The 16,414-nt window shown below is 69.9% G+C and carries 15 protein-coding genes; 4 read left to right on the top strand and 11 right to left on the bottom strand.

All coding sequences use genetic code 11. The features are described 5' to 3' along the window. Positions 1-3: 3 nt before the first annotated feature. Genes ABD197_RS02895 through ABD197_RS02885 form a run of 3 tightly spaced genes read right to left on the bottom strand, consistent with a single transcriptional unit; the run spans position 4 to position 3,486 of the window. Complete coding sequence (locus tag ABD197_RS02895; protein WP_344051409.1) at positions 4-1,368, bottom strand: aldehyde dehydrogenase family protein; 1,365 nt, start codon at positions 1,366-1,368, stop codon at positions 4-6. Then, positions 1,365-2,150 (bottom strand): gamma-glutamyl-gamma-aminobutyrate hydrolase family protein, encoded by a 786-nt coding sequence (locus tag ABD197_RS02890; protein ID WP_344051408.1) that lies wholly within the window; start codon positions 2,148-2,150, stop codon positions 1,365-1,367. Before ABD197_RS02890 ends, ABD197_RS02895 begins: the two co-directional genes overlap by 4 nt. Next, a complete protein-coding gene (locus tag ABD197_RS02885) occupies positions 2,131-3,486 on the bottom strand; it encodes a glutamine synthetase family protein (RefSeq protein ID WP_344051406.1) in 1,356 nt (451 codons plus the stop codon). The genes ABD197_RS02890 and ABD197_RS02885 overlap by 20 nt, the downstream gene beginning before the upstream one ends. 173 nt (positions 3,487-3,659) lie before the next feature. Between ABD197_RS02885 and ABD197_RS02880 the strand changes: the two genes are divergently transcribed. Then, positions 3,660-5,210 carry an amino acid permease gene (locus ABD197_RS02880; RefSeq protein ID WP_344051404.1) on the top strand — a complete coding sequence of 517 codons (1,551 nt, stop codon included), beginning with the start codon at positions 3,660-3,662 and terminating at the stop codon, positions 5,208-5,210. A 329-nt stretch (positions 5,211-5,539) separates the two neighbouring features. Here the strand turns inward: ABD197_RS02880 and ABD197_RS02875 are convergent, their stop codons facing one another. The 3 genes from ABD197_RS02875 to ABD197_RS02865 all read right to left on the bottom strand — a co-directional run bounded on the left by ABD197_RS02875 (position 5,540) and on the right by ABD197_RS02865 (position 9,425). Further along, positions 5,540-6,226 (bottom strand): hypothetical protein, encoded by a 687-nt coding sequence (locus tag ABD197_RS02875; protein WP_344051402.1) that lies wholly within the window; start codon positions 6,224-6,226, stop codon positions 5,540-5,542. 77 nt (positions 6,227-6,303) lie between these two features. Continuing rightward, positions 6,304-6,807: an amino-acid N-acetyltransferase gene (locus ABD197_RS02870; RefSeq protein WP_344051400.1), complete on the bottom strand. Its 504-nt coding sequence runs from the start codon at positions 6,805-6,807 to the stop codon at positions 6,304-6,306. Positions 6,808-6,899: 92 nt separating this feature from the next. Beyond that, the gene (locus ABD197_RS02865) at positions 6,900-9,425 is read right to left on the bottom strand and encodes an ATP-dependent Clp protease ATP-binding subunit (protein ID WP_344051398.1); all 2,526 of its coding nucleotides are present in this window, start codon (positions 9,423-9,425) and stop codon (positions 6,900-6,902) included. 178 nt (positions 9,426-9,603) lie between these two features. On the opposite strand from ABD197_RS02865, the gene ABD197_RS02860 reads away from it, so the two are divergent. After that, positions 9,604-10,227, top strand: a complete 624-nt coding sequence (locus ABD197_RS02860) for a hypothetical protein (protein WP_344051396.1) — start codon at positions 9,604-9,606, stop codon at positions 10,225-10,227. Continuing rightward, positions 10,224-10,457, top strand: coding sequence for a helix-turn-helix domain-containing protein (locus ABD197_RS02855; RefSeq protein WP_344051394.1), 234 nt, complete (start codon positions 10,224-10,226; stop codon positions 10,455-10,457). The genes ABD197_RS02860 and ABD197_RS02855 overlap by 4 nt, the downstream gene beginning before the upstream one ends. A gap of 1 nt (position 10,458) precedes the next feature. Here the strand turns inward: ABD197_RS02855 and ABD197_RS02850 are convergent, their stop codons facing one another. Both ABD197_RS02850 and ABD197_RS02845 read right to left on the bottom strand, forming a co-directional pair. Beyond that, a complete protein-coding gene (locus ABD197_RS02850; RefSeq protein WP_344051392.1) occupies positions 10,459-11,202 on the bottom strand; it encodes a hypothetical protein in 744 nt (247 codons plus the stop codon). 2 nt (positions 11,203-11,204) lie between these two features. Further along, positions 11,205-11,924, bottom strand: a complete 720-nt coding sequence (locus ABD197_RS02845; RefSeq protein WP_344051390.1) for a hypothetical protein — start codon at positions 11,922-11,924, stop codon at positions 11,205-11,207. Positions 11,925-12,014: 90 nt separating this feature from the next. Between ABD197_RS02845 and ABD197_RS02840 the strand changes: the two genes are divergently transcribed. Beyond that, positions 12,015-13,547 carry a hypothetical protein gene (locus ABD197_RS02840; RefSeq protein WP_344051388.1) on the top strand — a complete coding sequence of 511 codons (1,533 nt, stop codon included), beginning with the start codon at positions 12,015-12,017 and terminating at the stop codon, positions 13,545-13,547. Here the strand turns inward: ABD197_RS02840 and ABD197_RS02835 are convergent. From ABD197_RS02835 to ABD197_RS02825, 3 genes are read right to left on the bottom strand one after another with little or no spacing between them, the layout of a single operon-like run. After that, positions 13,526-14,698 (bottom strand): glycosyltransferase family 4 protein, encoded by a 1,173-nt coding sequence (locus ABD197_RS02835; protein ID WP_344051386.1) that lies wholly within the window; start codon positions 14,696-14,698, stop codon positions 13,526-13,528. The genes ABD197_RS02840 and ABD197_RS02835 overlap by 22 nt on opposite strands. Next, positions 14,695-15,357 (bottom strand): arsenate reductase/protein-tyrosine-phosphatase family protein, encoded by a 663-nt coding sequence (locus ABD197_RS02830; protein WP_344051384.1) that lies wholly within the window; start codon positions 15,355-15,357, stop codon positions 14,695-14,697. The genes ABD197_RS02835 and ABD197_RS02830 overlap by 4 nt, the downstream gene beginning before the upstream one ends. Next, a complete protein-coding gene (locus ABD197_RS02825) occupies positions 15,354-16,373 on the bottom strand; it encodes a MauE/DoxX family redox-associated membrane protein (RefSeq protein ID WP_344051382.1) in 1,020 nt (339 codons plus the stop codon). The genes ABD197_RS02830 and ABD197_RS02825 overlap by 4 nt, the downstream gene beginning before the upstream one ends. Positions 16,374-16,414: the final 41 nt, after the last annotated feature.

Genomic DNA, 16,414 nt, shown 5'->3' with positions numbered 1-16,414 from the left:
CGCTCACGGCATATCCGTGGCGAAGAAGACGTTCTTGGTTTCGGTGAAGTGCTCGGCAGCGTCGGGTCCGAGCTCACGGCCGAGCCCCGACGCCTTCATGCCCCCGAACGGGGTCGTGTAGCGGACGGACGAGTGGGAGTTCACCGACAGCACCCCGCTCTTGACGCCGCGCGCCACGCGCACGCCACGGCCGAGGTTCTCGGTCCAGATCGAACCGGCGAGGCCGTAGATCGTGTCGTTCGCGAGCGCGATCGCGTCCTCCTCGTCCTCGAAGGGCAGCACCGCAACGACCGGTCCGAAGATCTCATGCCGAACGACACGGTCCTCGCGGGAGTCGGGGATCACGACGGCCGGCGCGAACCAGAACCCGGGGTCGTTCGGCGCCGAGCCGCGGAAGGCGACCCGGGAGTGCTTCACGAACGGCGTCACGGTGTCGCGGTGCGCGGCCGAGATGAGCGGGCCCATCTGAGTCGCCTCCGAGAGCGGGTCGCCGACACGCCAGTCCGCCACGGCAGGTTCGAGGAGCTCGAGGAATCGGTCGAACACCGCGCGCTGCACGAGGATGCGGCTGCGGGCGCAGCAGTCCTGCCCGGCGTTGTCGAACACAGCGCCCGGCGCCGATGCCGCCGCGCGCTCGAGGTCGGCATCCGCGAAGACGATGTTCGCGCTCTTTCCGCCGAGCTCGAGGGTGACCGGCTTGAGTGCACGCGCACACCCGGCTGCGACGTCCGTGCCGACCTCGGTCGAGCCGGTGAAGACGACCTTGCGGACGTCGTGGTGCGACACGAACCGCTGCCCGACGACGGATCCCGAGCCGGTGACGACCTCGAACAGACCCTCCGGCAGACCCGCCTCGAGTGCGAGCTCGCCGAGCCGCATCGCGGTGAGCGGAGTGAGCTCGGCGGGCTTGAGCACGACGGCGTTGCCCGCGGCGAGTGCCGGGGCGAACCCCCAGGCGGCGATCGTCATCGGGAAGTTCCACGGCACGATGATCCCGACGACGCCGTACGGCTCGTGGAACGTGACGTCGATGCCGCCGGCGACCGGGATCTGCTGCCCGATGAGTCGCTCCGGCGATCCCGCGTAGTAATTCAGCACCTGCGCGACGTGCGAGGCCTCCCACCGCGCGGACGAGATGGGGTGTCCCGAGTTGCGGACCTCGAGCAGCGCGAGTTCCTCCACGTGCGCCTCGACGACCCGGGCGAAAGCGCGCATCGCATCGGCGCGGGCGAGCGGGGCGAGCGCGGCCCAGTGGCGCTGCGCCCGCACCGCGCGCGCGATCGCCGCGTCGACATCGTCGACGCTCGCCCGCGAGACCTCCCGGAGCGGCTCGGCGGTCGCGGGGTTGATGACGGTGAAAGTGCTCACGCGATCTGTCCTGTCTTCATGCGTGCGGCGGCATACGCCGCGGCCTGGTCGACGAGTCCGGCGAACAGGCGGCGATCCTCGACGTTCTCCTCGGGGTGCCACTGCACGCCGACGACGTAGCCGTCGCCGGTGGACTCGAAGGCCTGGACGAGTCCGACCTCATCGGTCGCGGTGACGGTCAGGCCTTCGCCCACGCGATCGACGCCCTGGTGGTGGTAGCTGTGCACACCGAACTCGCCCTCGCCGATCAGCGCCGCGAGCGCGGTACCGCCCTGCACGGAGACGGTGTTGGTCGCGAACACCCCGCCGCCGATGCGGTGGCGGTCGGTGCCGATCGCCTCCGGCAGATGCTGGTGCAGCGTGCCTCCGCGCGCGACGTTCACGAGCTGGAGTCCCCGGCAGATCGCCAGGACCGGCATCCGCCGCTCTTCTGCTCCCCGGAACAGCGCGAGCTCCCACGCGTCGCGGTCGGGCCGGGCGGGGTCGGTGAGCGGATGCCGCTCCGCCCCGTACAGCTCGGGTTGGACGTCCAGTCCTCCGGTGAGGATCAGTCCGTCCAGGCCCTCCAGCACAGCGTCGGCGACGGCATCCCGCGCGGGCTGCGGGGGGAGGAGGACCGCGATGCCGCCGGATGCCGTGACGGCGGCGAAGTACTGCTGCGGGAGGAAGGCCGCGCGGACGTCCCAGACGCCCTGTTTGGCCTGCTCCAGATACGTGGTCAGGCCGATGACCGGTGGACGGGTCAGGCCGTTATCGATCCCGTCAGAGACGTTCGAAGCCACGGATTCGCTCCCAGTCGGTCACGGCGGCATCGAACGCCTCGACCTCGATGCGCGCCTGGTTGAGGTAGTGCTCCACCACGTCGTCGCCGAACGCAGCCCGCGCGATCGTCGACTGCTCGAAAAGCGCCGCGGCCTCCCGAAGAGTCGTCGGCAGGTGGTCGACGTCGGACGAGTACGCGTTCCCGGCGAGCGGGTCGGGCATCGGCAGCTCGTTCTCCACTCCGTACAGGCCGCCCGCGATGATCGCGGAGATCGCCAGGTACGGGTTCACGTCACCGCCCGGCACCCGGTTCTCGGGACGCAGGGAGTTGCCGTGCCCGATGACGCGCAGCGCGCACGTGCGGTTGTCCAGCCCCCACGCGACCCCGGTCGGTGCGAACGTGCCCTTCTGGTACCGCTTGTACGAGTTGATCGTAGGCGCATACAGCAGGGTGAACTCGCGCAGGGTCGCCAGGATCCCGGCGATCCAGTGCTCCATGAACGGGCTGAAGCCGTACGCGCCGTCGCCGGCCATCACGGGTCGCCCGTCCTGGTCGCGCACGGACAAGTGGATATGGCAGCTGTTGCCCTCGCGCTCGTTGAACTTGGCCATGAAGGTCAGGGCCTTGCCGTGCTTCTCGGCGATCTCCTTCGCACCGGCCTTGTAGATCGTGTGCTGATCGGCAGTCTCGAGCACCTCGGCGTAACGGAAGGCGATCTCCTGCTGACCGAGGTTGCACTCGCCCTTCACGCCCTCGCAGTACATCCCGGCACCGTCCATGCCGCGGCGGATGTCCCGGAGGAGCGGCTCGAGCCGTCCGGATGCGAGGAGGTCGTAATCGACGTTGTAGTCGGTGGATGCGGTCAGGTCGCGATAGCCCTTGGCCCAGGCGTCGCGGTAGGTGTCGTCGAACACGATGAACTCGAGCTCGGTCCCGGCGTAGGCGGTGAGCCCGCGCTCGGCGAGGCGATCGCGCTGACGGTTCAGGATCGCGCGCGGCGACTGCGCGACCGGCTCGCCGTTCTCCCAGCCGAGGTCCGCGATCACCAGCGCGGTGCCGGGCTGCCACGGGATCCGGCGGAGGGTGCCGGGGTCGGAGCGCAGCATCATGTCGCCGTACCCCTTCTCCCAGCTGGACATCGCGTACCCGTCGACGGTGTTCATGTCGACGTCGACGGAGAGCAGGTAGTTGCACGCCTCGGCGCCGTGTGGGAGGACCTCCTCCTGGAAGAGCCGGGCGGACACGCGCTTGCCGACCAGGCGCCCTTGCGCGTCGGCGAAGGCGACGATCACGGTGTCGATCTCGTCTGCCGAGATGGCGGCACTCAATTCCGCGACGCTGAGGTTGCCTGGCATTGCTCCCCTTCCGGCGACGGGCCCGGGGCCCGTCCGCGACGCGAGCAGGGCGCCCGTGTCGCGTCCACTGTAACCACGAAGTTCGCTCCAAAGGTAGACAGAACCCACCAATAGGCATCACAATCATGCGCAAGACGGCACCCCCGACTCACACCCGACTGCACGGAGGATCGATGTCCCAGACCCGCAAGGATTCGGCGAAGGTCGCAGGCGCGACCTATACCAGAGCCGGTCAGGAGTACTTCCAGAAGCGGACCCTCAAGCGGTCCGCCGGCATCTGGGGCCTGTGGGGCCTCGCGGTCGCCGCCGTCATCTCGGGCGACTTCTCGGGATGGAACTTCGGCATCGACTTCGCCGGCTTCGGCGGGATGCTGATCGCCTTCGCGATCCTCGTCGTCATGTACTACGGCATGATCTTCTCGATCGGCGAGATGGCCGCCGCGATGCCGCACACCGGTGGGGCCTACTCGTTCGCCCGGTCGGCGATGGGCCCGTGGGGCGGTCTCGTGACCGGCGCCGCCGAGACGATCGAGTACGTCGCGACGACCGCGGTGATCGTGTACTTCTCCGCCTCCTACGCGGACGCGATCACGAGCGAGCTGCTGAACTTCTCGATGCCGACGTGGGTGTGGTGGATCATCCTCTACGTCGTCTTCATTGCGCTGAACTCCGCCGGGGCGGCGATCTCGTTCAAGTTCGCGATCGTGGTCTCGATCATCTCGATCGGCATCATCCTCGTCTTCTCGGCGATGGCGATCTTCTCGGGCGCGTTCCAGTGGGCGAACCTGTGGGACATCGCCCCCGATCCCGGTCAGACCGAGTTCCTGCCGCACGGCGTGCTCCCGATCCTGTTCGCGCTGCCCTTCGCGATGTGGTTCTTCCTCGGCATCGAGGAGCTGCCGCTCGCGGCGGAGGAGGCTCACAACCCGGTGCGCGACATCCCGAAGGCCGGCTTCTGGGCGCGCGGCACGCTGATCGTCACGGGTCTGCTCGTGCTGTTCCTGAACACGGGCGTGATCGGCGCCGAGGCCACCGGCGTCGCGGCCGAGCCGCTGCTGGACGGCTTCCGCGCGATCGTCGGCGACCAGCTCGCCGCGCTCCTCGCGCTGTTCGCGCTCGTCGGCCTCCTCGCGTCCCTCCAGGGCATCATGTTCGCGTACGGGCGCAACATGTACTCGCTCTCCCGCGCCGGCTACTACCCGCGTTTCCTCTCCCTCACCGGAAAGCGCCAGACTCCCTGGGTCGCCCTCACGATCGGAGCCGTGATCGGCTTCATCGCCCTGGTGGTGCTCGACACCGTCGCCGCGCTCAACGAAGGCGCCGGTGCGGTCGCGGGCGCGATCGTGCTGAACATCGCGGTGTGGGGTGCGGTGCTGGCCTACCTGCTGCAGATGATCTCCTTCGTGATCCTGCGCCGGAAGTTCCCCGATGCGCACCGCCCCTACCGCAGCCCGTGGGGCATCGCCGGCGCTGTGATCGCGGCCGCCATCGCGGCGCTCATCTTCGTCGGGTTCCTGCTGAACCCCACGTTCGTGCCCGCGATCATCGCGATCTTCATCGTGTACGTCATCATCCTGCTCGGCTTCGCGCTGTTCTTCCGCCACCGCCTCGTCCTCTCCCCCGAGGAGGAGTACGCCCTGTCCGGCGGGAAGCACTGGAACCCTGAGGAAGAGGGCTACGACGCCATGGAGACCGAGGTGTTCGGAGACGAAGCAAAGAAGTAGCCGACGAGGAGCGGGCGGGGCCGCGGCGATCCGGGAGGACGCCGCGGCCCCGCTTCACGTTCGCGGACGGATGCCGGGGGTCCGGCATCCGCCGAACGGAAATGACTCGGCCCCCTCGGGCCGCCCCCTGCGCGGGGAGGGACTCGAGAGGGCCAAGTGCTCTCCGGTGGCTCAGTTCCTCGCTGGGGACGAGACGCTGCTGGGGACAGCTATGAGCCGACGAGCGGGAGCTGCCATCCACGCTACGCCCACCCCGCACATCCGTCTGTCCCCTCTTCGGGGGACAGATTGGGTGGGTTCCCGGTTCACCCGAAAGCCCCGGCCCGGGGTCAGTACAGCAGCATCTGCGCGGACTGGGTGGAGGCGATTCCGCCGATCTCGACGCTCAGATGGTACGAGGCTCCCCCACCGGGCGCGACCTGTCGACCGGTGTCGTCGCACGAGCCGACGGAGGAGCGCGTGCGGTCCCACGTCAGCGGCGTCGCGCTCGAGACGGTCTGGCCCGCGCTCAACAGGACGACCATGTCGCTCGGCTCGGTCTGGCAGTCCGTCGAACGCCACCACACGTCGCTGCCGCTCATGATCGTGAACGTCTGCGCGCTGGTTCCCACGTTCAGCGTGCAATCCGTGGCGCCGTTGTTGGTGAGCGTGATCGACAGCTGCGGGTTCTGGCCGGCGGCGTACGTCTCCTGGTCGGTCACGGCCTGCACGGCGATGTCGCGCGCGACGCAGGGCTTCGCCGTCGGCGTCTCTTCGGCCGACGCCTCCGGTGACGGCCCAGCCGGAGCCGCGGACTCCGTCGGCGTCGTCACGCCGGTCGGCATCGGGTCCGGCGTCGGCGTCGACGTGGAGCGCGTCGGGGTCGGCGCCGGCTTCTCGACGGCAGCCCCGCGCCAGGGCTGGGCGATGAGCAGCCACACGAGCGCCGCGACGGCGACGAGGGCGACGAGGAGGACGAGCCGACGCCGGCGGTAGACCGCCGGCGAGGGCCGCCGGCGCGGGGATTCGGCGCTCATGTCTCCAGGCTACGTCGGCACCTCCGCCTGCCACGACGCCGCGCGCCGGCTGACGGCATCCTGTCAGGGCGACGCCGTCAGAGGGTCTTGAGCATCCGGGTGTTGCCGAGCGTGTTCGGCTTGACGTGGGCGAGGTCGAGGAACTCCGCGATGCCCTCGTCGGGGCTGCGCACGAGCTGCGAGTACACGTCGGGGTCCACGACCTGCTCGCCGATCTCGGTGAAGCCGCGGCGCGTGAAGAAGTCGACCTCGAACGTCAGGCAGAACAGGCGCGTGAGCCCGAGCGTGCGGGCGTTGTCCTCGAGCGCTTCGACGATCGCGCGCCCCACACCGTGATGCAACCACTCGTCGGCCACGATCAGGGTGCGCACCTCGCCCAGGTCCTCCCACATCACGTGCAGGGCGCCGCAGCCGATGAGTGTTCCGTCAGGGGCTTCGGCCACGACGAACTGCTGCACCGCTTCGTAGAGCACGACCAGATCCTTGCCGAGCAGGATCCGCCGCTGCACGTAGGGCTCGAGCAGGTCGCGGATACCGCGCACGTCGGCGGACCGCGCCGACCGGATCCGGTACTGGGTCATCCTCCCAGCGTACGACCGAACAACGTGAGAGAGCGGATGCCGCCCCTCGGGTGGCATCCGCTCTCTCGGTGTCCGGGCGGGGCCCGGCCGGATCAGTCGCTCGTGATCGCGAGGTCCGGCGTGACCGCGATCTCGCCGCCGCCGCCGACCCCGATCGCGACCTTCTCACCGCGCGGGACGGTCTCGAAGACGAACGCGCCGTTCTCGACGTCGACCTTCACGTGGTCGCCGGCGTTCAGCTCGCCGTGCAGGATCTTCTCGGACAGGCGGTCCTCGACCTCGCGCTGCATGGCGCGGCGGAGCGGCCGCGCACCGAGGGTCGGGTCGAAGCCGATCTCGATGAGCTTGTCCTTCGCGGCATCCGACAGCTCGACGGTCATGTCGCGGTCCAGCAGACGCTCGCTGAGGCGCTTCGTGAACAGGCCGACGATCTGACGGAGCTCGTCCTTGTTCAGCTGCGGGAAGACGATCACGTCGTCCAGGCGGTTCAGGAACTCGGGCTTGAAGTTGCGCTTGAGCTCCTCGTCGACCTTGCCCTTCATCCGCTCGTAGCTCGTGGCCGCATTGCCCTCGACCTGGAACCCGACCGGTCCGCCCGCGATCGCAGAGGAGCCGAGGTTCGTGGTCATGATGATGACCGTGTTCTTGAAGTCGATCACGCGACCCTGACCGTCGGTCAGGCGACCCTCTTCGAGGATCTGCAGGAGCGAGTTGAAGATGTCCGGGTGGGCCTTCTCGATCTCGTCGAACAGCACGACGCTGAAGGGCTTGCGGCGCACCTTCTCGGTGAGCTGGCCGCCCTCCTCGAAGCCGACGAATCCGGGAGGGGCACCGAACAGACGCGAGACGGTGTGCTTCTCACCGAACTCCGACATGTCCAGCGAGATCAGTGCGGTCTCGTCGTCGAAGAGGAACTCGGCGAGCGCCTTGGCGAGCTCGGTCTTGCCGACGCCGGTGGGGCCGGCGAAGATGAACGAGCCGGACGGACGCTTGGGGTCCTTGAGACCCGCGCGCTGGCGGCGGATCGTGCGCGAGAGTGCGGCGATCGCCTCCTCCTGGCCGATGACGCGCTGGTGCAGCGCCTTCTCCATGAACACCAGGCGCGAGGACTCCTCCTCGGTGAGCTTGAACACCGGGATGCCGGTGGCCTGAGCGAGCACCTCGGCGATCAGCCCCTCGTCCACGACCGCGTGCGTCGCCACGTCTCCGGACTTCCACTGCTTCTCCAGGCGCAGACGCTCGGCGAGCAGGGACTTCTCCTCGTCGCGCAGCGACGCGGCCTTCTCGAAGTCCTGGTCCTCGGACGCCTGCTCCTTCTGCTCGCGGACCTTCGCGATCTTCTCGTCGAATTCGCGGAGCTCCGGCGGACTGGAGAGGATCGACAGGCGCAGGCGGGCGCCGGCCTCGTCGATCAGGTCGATCGCCTTGTCGGGCAGGAACCGGTCGCTCACGTAGCGGTCGGCGAGGTTCGCCGCGGCGACGATCGCCCCGTCGGTGATCTGCACCTTGTGGTGCGCCTCGTAGCGGTCGCGCAGCCCCTTCAGAATGTTGATCGCGTGGGGCAGGCTCGGCTCGGCGACCTGGATCGGCTGGAAGCGGCGCTCGAGCGCGGCATCCTTCTCGAAGTGCTTGCGGTACTCGTCGAGCGTCGTCGCACCGATCGTCTGGAGCTCGCCGCGGGCCAGCAGCGGCTTGAGGATCGACGCGGCGTCGATTGCGCCTTCGGCGGCACCGGCGCCCACGAGCGTGTGGATCTCATCGATGAAGACGATGATGTCGCCGCGGGTGCGGATCTCCTTCGTGACCTTCTTCAGGCGCTCCTCGAAGTCACCGCGGTAGCGGGATCCGGCGATGAGCGAACCGAGATCGAGCGAGTAGACCTGCTTGTCCTTGAGCGTCTCGGGGACGTCGTTCTTCACGATCGCCTGGGCGAGGCCCTCGACGACCGCGGTCTTGCCGACGCCGGGCTCACCGATCAGCACGGGGTTGTTCTTCGAGCGACGCGAGAGGATCTGCATGACCCGCTCGATCTCCTTCTCGCGACCGATCACCGGGTCGAGCTTGTTGTCGCGTGCGGCCTGCGTCAGGTTGCGGCCGAACTGGTCGAGCACGGCCGAGCCGCCCTGGGCGGCCTGCTGGCCCTCGTGAGCGGCACCGCTGACGGCGGCCGGCTCCTTGCCCTGGTAGCCGGAGAGCAGCTGGATGACCTGCTGGCGCACCTTGTTCAGGTCGGCGCCGAGCTTGACGAGCACCTGGGCGGCGACGCCCTCGCCCTCGCGGATGAGACCCAGCAGGATGTGCTCCGTGCCGATGTAGTTGTGGCCCAGCTGAAGCGCTTCGCGCAACGACAGCTCGAGCACCTTCTTGGCGCGCGGCGTGAACGGGATGTGCCCGGTCGGCTGCTGCTGGCCCTGGCCGATGATGTCCTGCACCTGCTCGCGGACGGCATCCAGCGAGATGCCGAGCGACTCCAGCGCCTTCGCGGCGACACCCTCGCCCTCGTGGATCAGGCCGAGCAGGATGTGCTCGGTGCCGATGTAGTTGTGGTTGAGCATCTTCGCCTCTTCCTGGGCGAGCACAACCACACGACGGGCACGGTCCGTGAATCTCTCGAACATGTCATTCCTCCGGCCTCGGGCCATCTGACGCACTTTCGTGCGATACATCGAGGGTAACGAGCACGCGGATGCCGCATGCCGCTGTTCGCCGTGGGCATAGCGCCTGACGCGCTTGACAGACGCGGATCACCTGCATATCGTTTTTCGATAACAACGTTTATCGATATGGAGGTTCACCATGACTGCTCAGACGCACACACCTCGCATCCTGTCTCGATGGGATGCCGTCTCGATGGCCGTCTTCATGCTCGCCGGCGCCGCCTTCGCGGTGGTGAGCGTGGTGCAGTCGGTGATCCGGATCACCGAGGTGCTCGGCGGCGGTGCGGTGCGGGTGTTCGCCCAGTTCGCGGGCACGCCCGCGCAGGCGCCGATCGGACCGGACGGAGCGCCGGTCACCGTGGAGCTCGACACCGCCTACCTCACCGCTCCCGAGCTGCCGATCGCCTCGGTCGCGGCACTCGTCCTCGAGCCCGTCGTCGTCGCCGCGGCGGTCGTGACCGTCGTCACGTGTCTGCTCCTGCTCACCTGGAACGTCCTGCACGGCCGGATGTTCAGCAAGACGAACACCCGGCTGGTCGGCACGGCAGGGATCGTGACCTTCCTGGGGGTCGCGGCCGCACCGTTCTTCGCCAACATGGGCGCGAACGGCGCGTTCGCCTGGATCTCGGACCGCACGTTCGACAACGTGGTCCTCTCCGCCGACCTGGTGCAGCTCCTCACGGTCGGTTTCCTCGGGGCACTCGCGGTCACGACGTTCACCGTCGGCGACCGGCTGCAGCGCGACACCGAGGGCCTGGTATGACCCCCGCCGAGGATGAGGGCCCGACCGGGGTGCACTGCCGGCTCGACGAGCTGCTCGTCGAGCGCGGCATGACCCTCACCCGGCTCTCCGAGATCGTGGGGGTCTCGGTGGTGAACCTCTCGGTGCTCAAGAACGATCGCGCGAAGGCGATCCGCTACTCGACGCTCGCGGCGATCTGCCGGGCACTGGACTGCGAGATCGGCGATCTGCTCGTGCGCACCGATCCGTGACTCAGCCGGCGGTGCCGCCGTTCACGCCGAGGATCGGCGTCGTGTACGGATCGACGCCCGGACTGTTGAGGGTGAGTGCCACATCCGGAACACCGACGAGCCCGTCCACGGTGGTCAGCTGAGGATTCGGAGCGATGTCGGCCGTGCAGACCTTGTCCTCCGGCTGGCCGGACAGGGAGACGGAGATCGCCGCGTCGCCGGAGACCTCGGCGGTGGTGATGTACTCGGGGCAGCCGGAAGAACCCCACAGGAGCACGATGAACGTGCCGTCGGTCGTGGTCCATCCCGCGCTCGGCAACTGCTCGGACGGGCTCTCGGCGGCAAGCCCCTCAACGCCGGGCAGGACCATCTCGCCGACGTAGTCGCCCGAGACCTCGATCGCGAGGTTCGTGGACGGGTCGACATCGTCGGGGACCGGGACGAGGGACACCCGGGGGACGTAGTCCATCGTGCACGGGCCATCGGAGACGTCGGCGAGCGTCAGCTGGAGCACACCGTCGGCGTAGGAGACATCCTCGGCGGTCGGGATGCACGTGGAGGAGCCCTGGGTCACCAGGCCGACCTGCCGCCCGCCGTCCAGCCACGCCGCGTCGAACTCGGTGAGCTCACCGGCGGGTGTCTCGGTTGCCTGGGGAGTGGCATCCGCTCCGCTGGACGGGGTTGCGGTCGCGCAGCCGGTCAGGGCCGCGCCGAGCATCGCCGCGAGGGCGAGAGCGCCGATGAGGGGTGCCGGACGCCGTGCCATGATCAGTCCTCTCCGTAGATCGGGATACGCACATCATCGAACCCGGGGGTGCCGGCGAGCACGAGCGACACGTCGCCGTCTTCCTCGAGTCCGTCCACGACCGCCACGAATGCGCGCGGCGCCATGTCCATCGTGCAGACCTGATCGGCCGGGGGCGTCTGGAAAGTGACCGTCACTTCTGCGGGGCCGGATGCCGCCACCTGGTCGACGATCGGGGCGCAGGAGGACGAACCCCATGTCAGCACCACGAACTGTCCGTCCGTGTCCGTCCATCCGGCGCTCGGCAGGTAGTCCGTCATTCCGCCGCCGGCGAGGCCGGTGACGCCGTCGAGCTCGACCTGTCCGGAATAGCCGTCACCGGACACGATGATCGCGAGATCCTGCGTCGGATCCACTCCCTCCGGAACCTCCACCAGCGTGACGCGCGGCACGAGGTCGCGCGTGCACGCCGTCTCGGCATCCGGTTCGACGAGAGTCACCAGGAGCGAGCCGTCGGCTTCGACCGTCGCGGCGTCCGCGGCGGGCACGCAGCTGGAGCTGCCGGAGGTGACGAGGCCGATGATGCGCCCGCCGTCCAGCCAGGCCGCGTCGAGCTCGGTCTGCGTGGCAGGGTCCGTGCCGGTCGGCGACGGGGCGTCGGCGGGTGTCGCTGCGCAGCCGGCGAACGCGCCGACCGCGAGCGCGGCCAGGACGGGGACGACGAGGAGGCGAGGTGAGACCATGGTCCCGATCCTGGCTGAGGGCGCCTGTGGTTCACCAGGGAAATCGGTCACGGAGAGGTCACGGGCGGGCGCGGCGCTACGATGGCCACCGTGACACGGATCGACGGTGATCCGCGGGTTTCCGAGGGGTTCTCGCCGGCCCTCCCGACGCGGCTGCTGACGTCCGCTCTGCCTGCGCTGCTGGCCGGCGTGCTGGCGAGCGCGCGCAGCGCCGTGGTCCCGCTCTGGCGCGACGAGTACGCGACCGCCCTGCACGCGGGACTGGACGTTCGCGATCTGCTGCGCGCCGTCGCGGACGGCGATGCGGTCGTGGTGCCGTATTACCTGCTCGCGCACCTGCTGGCGCCGCTCCTGGGCGACGGCATCGGTCTGCGCCTCGTGTCGATTCTCGCCTTCGCCGCCTCCGCCGCGCTGATCGCCGCCGTCGCGCTCCGCTGGTGGGGAGCCGTCGCGGGAACCGCCGCGGGGATCATGTTCGCCGTGAACGGCGCGGCGATCACCGCCGGCATGACGGCGCGACCGTACGCGCTGATGCTGGCGTGCGTGACGGCGGCGATCGCCGCGGCGGATCGAGCCGGGCCTCGGAACCGCGGCGTCTGGGCGGTGTACTCGGCCGCTGCGCTCGCCGCGGTGTCGATGCACCTGATCAGCGCGGTCGCCCTGGCGTGCATCGCGGTGATCGGTGTCGGTCGAGAGCCCTCGTGGTGGCGACGATGGGCGATATGGAGCCTGCCGGCACTCGCCGCGGCAGGAGCCCTCGGCGTGATCGGCAGTGGTCAGCAATCTCAGATCGCGTGGCTGACGCCCCCGGACGTGCGTTCCGCGACGGCTGCGCTCGCACAGGTCGCCGGGGTCTCCGCCTACCGTGCGGTCGTCTGGGACGCGCTCGGGCTGACGGTCCTGGCGATCGCGGCGATCGCCGCCTGGTTCGCCCTCGCCCGCCGCGGGCAGCCTGAACGCGTGCGCGGTCTCGTCTTCGCTGCGACACTGACCTTCGTCGCGCCGACCGCGCTGTTCGTCGCATCGTGGGTCTTCACGCCGGTCTACACCGCTCGCTACCTGACCTGGATCTCGATCGGCGCCGCCCTCATCGTGGGCTGCGCCGTGTCCGCCGCCCTCCGTGGCCGGAGCCCGTGGTCGCGGGTCGCCGGACTCACGGCGTCCGCGCTTCTGCTCGCCGCTGTGGCGTTCGCAGCGACGCAGCTCGTGCGCCCGCCGGGGCTCTACGACGACTTCCCGGCGCTCGGAGCCGAGCTCGCAGCACGGGCCGAGGTCGGGGACGGGGTGGTCGTCATCCAGGAGAGCGCGCACTCGGCCGTCGCCCTGTCCCTCGCCCGCGTGCTGCAGGAGGACGAATGGGCATCACGACTGCGGGCGGAACTCGTGGCGGGCACGCACCCGCGGCTCGATCAGCAGAGCATCGCCGCGACGGATCCGCTCACGTTCCGCGGGGCCGGGGAAAGTACGCGCCCGGTAGGCACGGTGTGGATCGTGAGTCTGGACGAACCCTCGGCCGGTGACCTCCGTGACATCGACGAGCACTGGGGGTGCCGGGCGGACGCCCGGTCGGATGAGCCGCGATTCTTCGGCGGGGTTCGCCTCTACGCCCGCGTGTGCGACTGAGGTCGCCGCGCCACCTCCCGATAGAAGTCGGCGTGCGCGGCGACGACCTCAGCGTCCGTGAGCAAGCCGGGCGTACGCGGTCCGGCGGCGCCGAACCTCGCCCGTCGAGCGGGGTCAGCCGCCAGGGCGCGCAGCGCGGCGGCGAGCGCCGCGCTGTCGCGCGGCGCGAATCGCGTGCCGTTGCGTCCGTCCTCGACCCACTCAGCCGGCCCGCCTTCATCCGCCACGATGCACGCGACCCCCGCCGACAGGTACTGGAGGACATTCTGGCCGAGAGGCTCCGGGCGGAGCGACGCCTGGACCGCGATGTCCCAGCGCGCGAGCGCCGCCGGGACATCCTCGACGTGACCGGAGAACACGACGCGATCCGCGATCCCGAGCGCGCGAGCCCGCGCGGACAGCTCGGCGACGTGAGACTCGTGCCCGAACGGCGCACCCCCGGCGAACTCGAGAACCTCATCACCGTCGGCGAACGCGACGGCGAACGCCTCGAGGAGAAGCGACTGACCCTTCCAGGGATCGATGCGTGCCAGCATCCCCACCCGCAGGGGTCCGTCGGATCGGACCGGCGGCGAGGTCGACGGCCGACCGGACAGCCCCGAGGCGCTGGGGATCACGGCGGTGAGCGCGCGTGACCGCACGAACGGCGCCGCGGAGAGCAGGGTCGCGCGCGAATTCGCGATCACGCCGTCCGCGCGGGGCAGCGCGATGCGCGACATCATGGCGAACCCGAACGTGCCGAGGGACTCCGCGTCGACCAGATCCCGCAGGTGGACGACGAACGGCCGGCGCGAGAGCAGAGCGGCGAGCGCCCCGTATGCCGCGGCGCGGGCGGTGTTCGCGTCGACGATGTCGGCGGTGCGCCATCCACGGTGCAGCCGCGTCGACAGCGCCTGGATCGCGAGTCTGAGGGCCGCGGCGCCCACAGTCGCGGCGGAGCCGCCGCTCACCCCGGCGGGCTGTGCGACACCGTTCGTGCGCACGCCGACCCGGCCGTCGATCGCCGTGAACGCACCGCCGCGCTGCCCACGGGGGAGGAGGAGGAGCGGCCGCCACGGCACACCGGCGGCGAGCATGCGTGCGAGGGCGTACTCGGCACCGCCGCCGGCCGAGGTGTGGTCGAGATGCGCGACGCGCAGGGGGGCGGTCACGACGTCGCCGCGGGGTCCGTGCCCAGCATCGCGAGGACGGCGGCAGGATCGTCGACGACGGCGAGGTAGGCCCGCAGGTCGGCGGCGGGCATCCCGAAGAGGGCCGCGCCGAGCCGCGCCAGCGGAACGACCTCTTCCCTGGTCATCTGCACGTACGCGTCGAGGTCGCGGCCCTGCGGGTCGATCACATCGTCCGAGCCGGGATCGGCGTGCTCGCCACGGTGATCCGCCATGAGCGCCACCACGGAGCGGAGCGACACGAGGTCCGCGGGCGACGCCGGCGGCAGTGCTTCGCAGATGCGGCCCGCTTCGCGCATCGTGAAGGTCGTGCGCAGCGCCGACGGTACGCGGGCGAGCGCCTCGTCGCGCTGGCGGCGGCTGGCGACGAGAACCAGGTCCGCGGAGGCGATCATCTCGTCCGTCAGCTGCGTCGCGCGGTGCGCAGTGCCGTCGCCGCCCAGGGCGGCGGCGACGAGCCGCACGTGCTCACCCATCGGCGAGCCCACCGGCGCGGCGAAGCCGGCGCTGTGCACCCTGATCAGCGACGCCGTCTGTGCGGGCAAGTACCACGACCTCCACGTCTCCAGCAGTGTCGCCGCGAGCGCCGACCGGTGGATGTTGCCGGTGCAGACGGTCAGGATGGTGAACGCCGGAGTCACGGCGCTCCCGGGTCGAGCGCCGGCGGGTGGAGAGTCGCATCGATGTCCTCGACGAACCGGACGATGTCGAGGTAGCCGACCTCGGGACCGCCGGCCAGGAGGCCGTCGACGCCGAAGAGGACCGCGGTCGGGGTGCTCCAGTACTCCGCGAGCGATCCGCTGACATAACCATGCGGATCGTGCAGCGACTGCGGTGCGGTGAGCTCGGTGAGGGTGCCGTCCTGCGGAGCATGGGACAGCAGCAGGCGCACGTCGACTTCGGGAAGAAGCCTGCGCCACTCGGGCACTTTCTCGATGACGGGCTCGCAACCGCCGCAGGTCGCCGACACCGACAGCAGGAGCATCGGACGCAGCATGGTGAGCTGCTGCAGGTTCACCAGAGATCCGTCCGCGAGGGTCACGGGCACAGACGGCGTCCGCGTGCGCACGTAGTCGAGTTCGTCGTCGGATGCCGTCACGACCGCGGATGCGGCGGGGACGGCATCCGTCCCGTCGGTACCCCCCTCGGGCCAGCGGATCACCAGAACGGTGATCACGGCGACGGCCACCCCCAGCAGCCAGCCGGGCTCCGCGGTCATCACGGCCGCAGCGACCGCGCCGCCCACGAGCGGGGTGATCCCGATGACGCACGCCGTGCCCAGCGCCAGCACCGTGAGCCACGCGTTGCGGATCACGGTGACCCGCGTGACCGGACGACGCTCCCCGAAGCACGCGCAGCTCGCGTCGACCTCACGAAGAAGCGTGCGCCAGACCAGCCACAGATAGGCCGCCATCAGGATGGCGGCGACGACGGCGGCGAGGATGCCGAGCAGCCCGCCCAGCACCGCGAGGGCGACGGCGAGCGCGAGTTCGGCCCAGGGATGGATGCGCACGAGCCAGGGTCGACGCAGCGCTTTCGGCACGCCGAGCTCGGCCCACCCGGCCGGATCATCCGGGTGCCGCAGCTTGCCGACAGCGCTGGCCAGCAGGACGCCCGCGAGGACCAGCGGGAGGACGACGGCGAGCGGCCCCAGCATGAGCCGATCCTAGGCGATGATGGAGACGGACCGCCGAGTGA

The sequence above is a fragment of the Microbacterium lacus genome (assembly GCF_039531105.1).
GTDB lineage: Bacteria > Actinomycetota > Actinomycetes > Actinomycetales > Microbacteriaceae > Microbacterium > Microbacterium lacus.
Note: the sequence above shows the minus strand (reverse complement) of the source record. Positions and strands in the feature narration are given on the sequence as shown.

Coding starts and splice junctions, on each gene's coding strand:
- ABD197_RS02885 (WP_344051406.1), bottom strand. CDS start 3,486: ATGCCAGGCAACCTCAGCGTCGCGGAATTGAGTGCCGCCATCTCGGCA.
- ABD197_RS02880 (WP_344051404.1), top strand. CDS start 3,660: ATGTCCCAGACCCGCAAGGATTCGGCGAAGGTCGCAGGCGCGACCTAT.
- ABD197_RS02875 (WP_344051402.1), bottom strand. CDS start 6,226: ATGAGCGCCGAATCCCCGCGCCGGCGGCCCTCGCCGGCGGTCTACCGC.
- ABD197_RS02870 (WP_344051400.1), bottom strand. CDS start 6,807: ATGACCCAGTACCGGATCCGGTCGGCGCGGTCCGCCGACGTGCGCGGT.
- ABD197_RS02865 (WP_344051398.1), bottom strand. CDS start 9,425: ATGTTCGAGAGATTCACGGACCGTGCCCGTCGTGTGGTTGTGCTCGCC.
- ABD197_RS02860 (WP_344051396.1), top strand. CDS start 9,604: ATGACTGCTCAGACGCACACACCTCGCATCCTGTCTCGATGGGATGCC.
- ABD197_RS02855 (WP_344051394.1), top strand. CDS start 10,224: ATGACCCCCGCCGAGGATGAGGGCCCGACCGGGGTGCACTGCCGGCTC.
- ABD197_RS02850 (WP_344051392.1), bottom strand. CDS start 11,202: ATGGCACGGCGTCCGGCACCCCTCATCGGCGCTCTCGCCCTCGCGGCG.
- ABD197_RS02845 (WP_344051390.1), bottom strand. CDS start 11,924: ATGGTCTCACCTCGCCTCCTCGTCGTCCCCGTCCTGGCCGCGCTCGCG.
- ABD197_RS02825 (WP_344051382.1), bottom strand. CDS start 16,373: ATGCTGGGGCCGCTCGCCGTCGTCCTCCCGCTGGTCCTCGCGGGCGTC.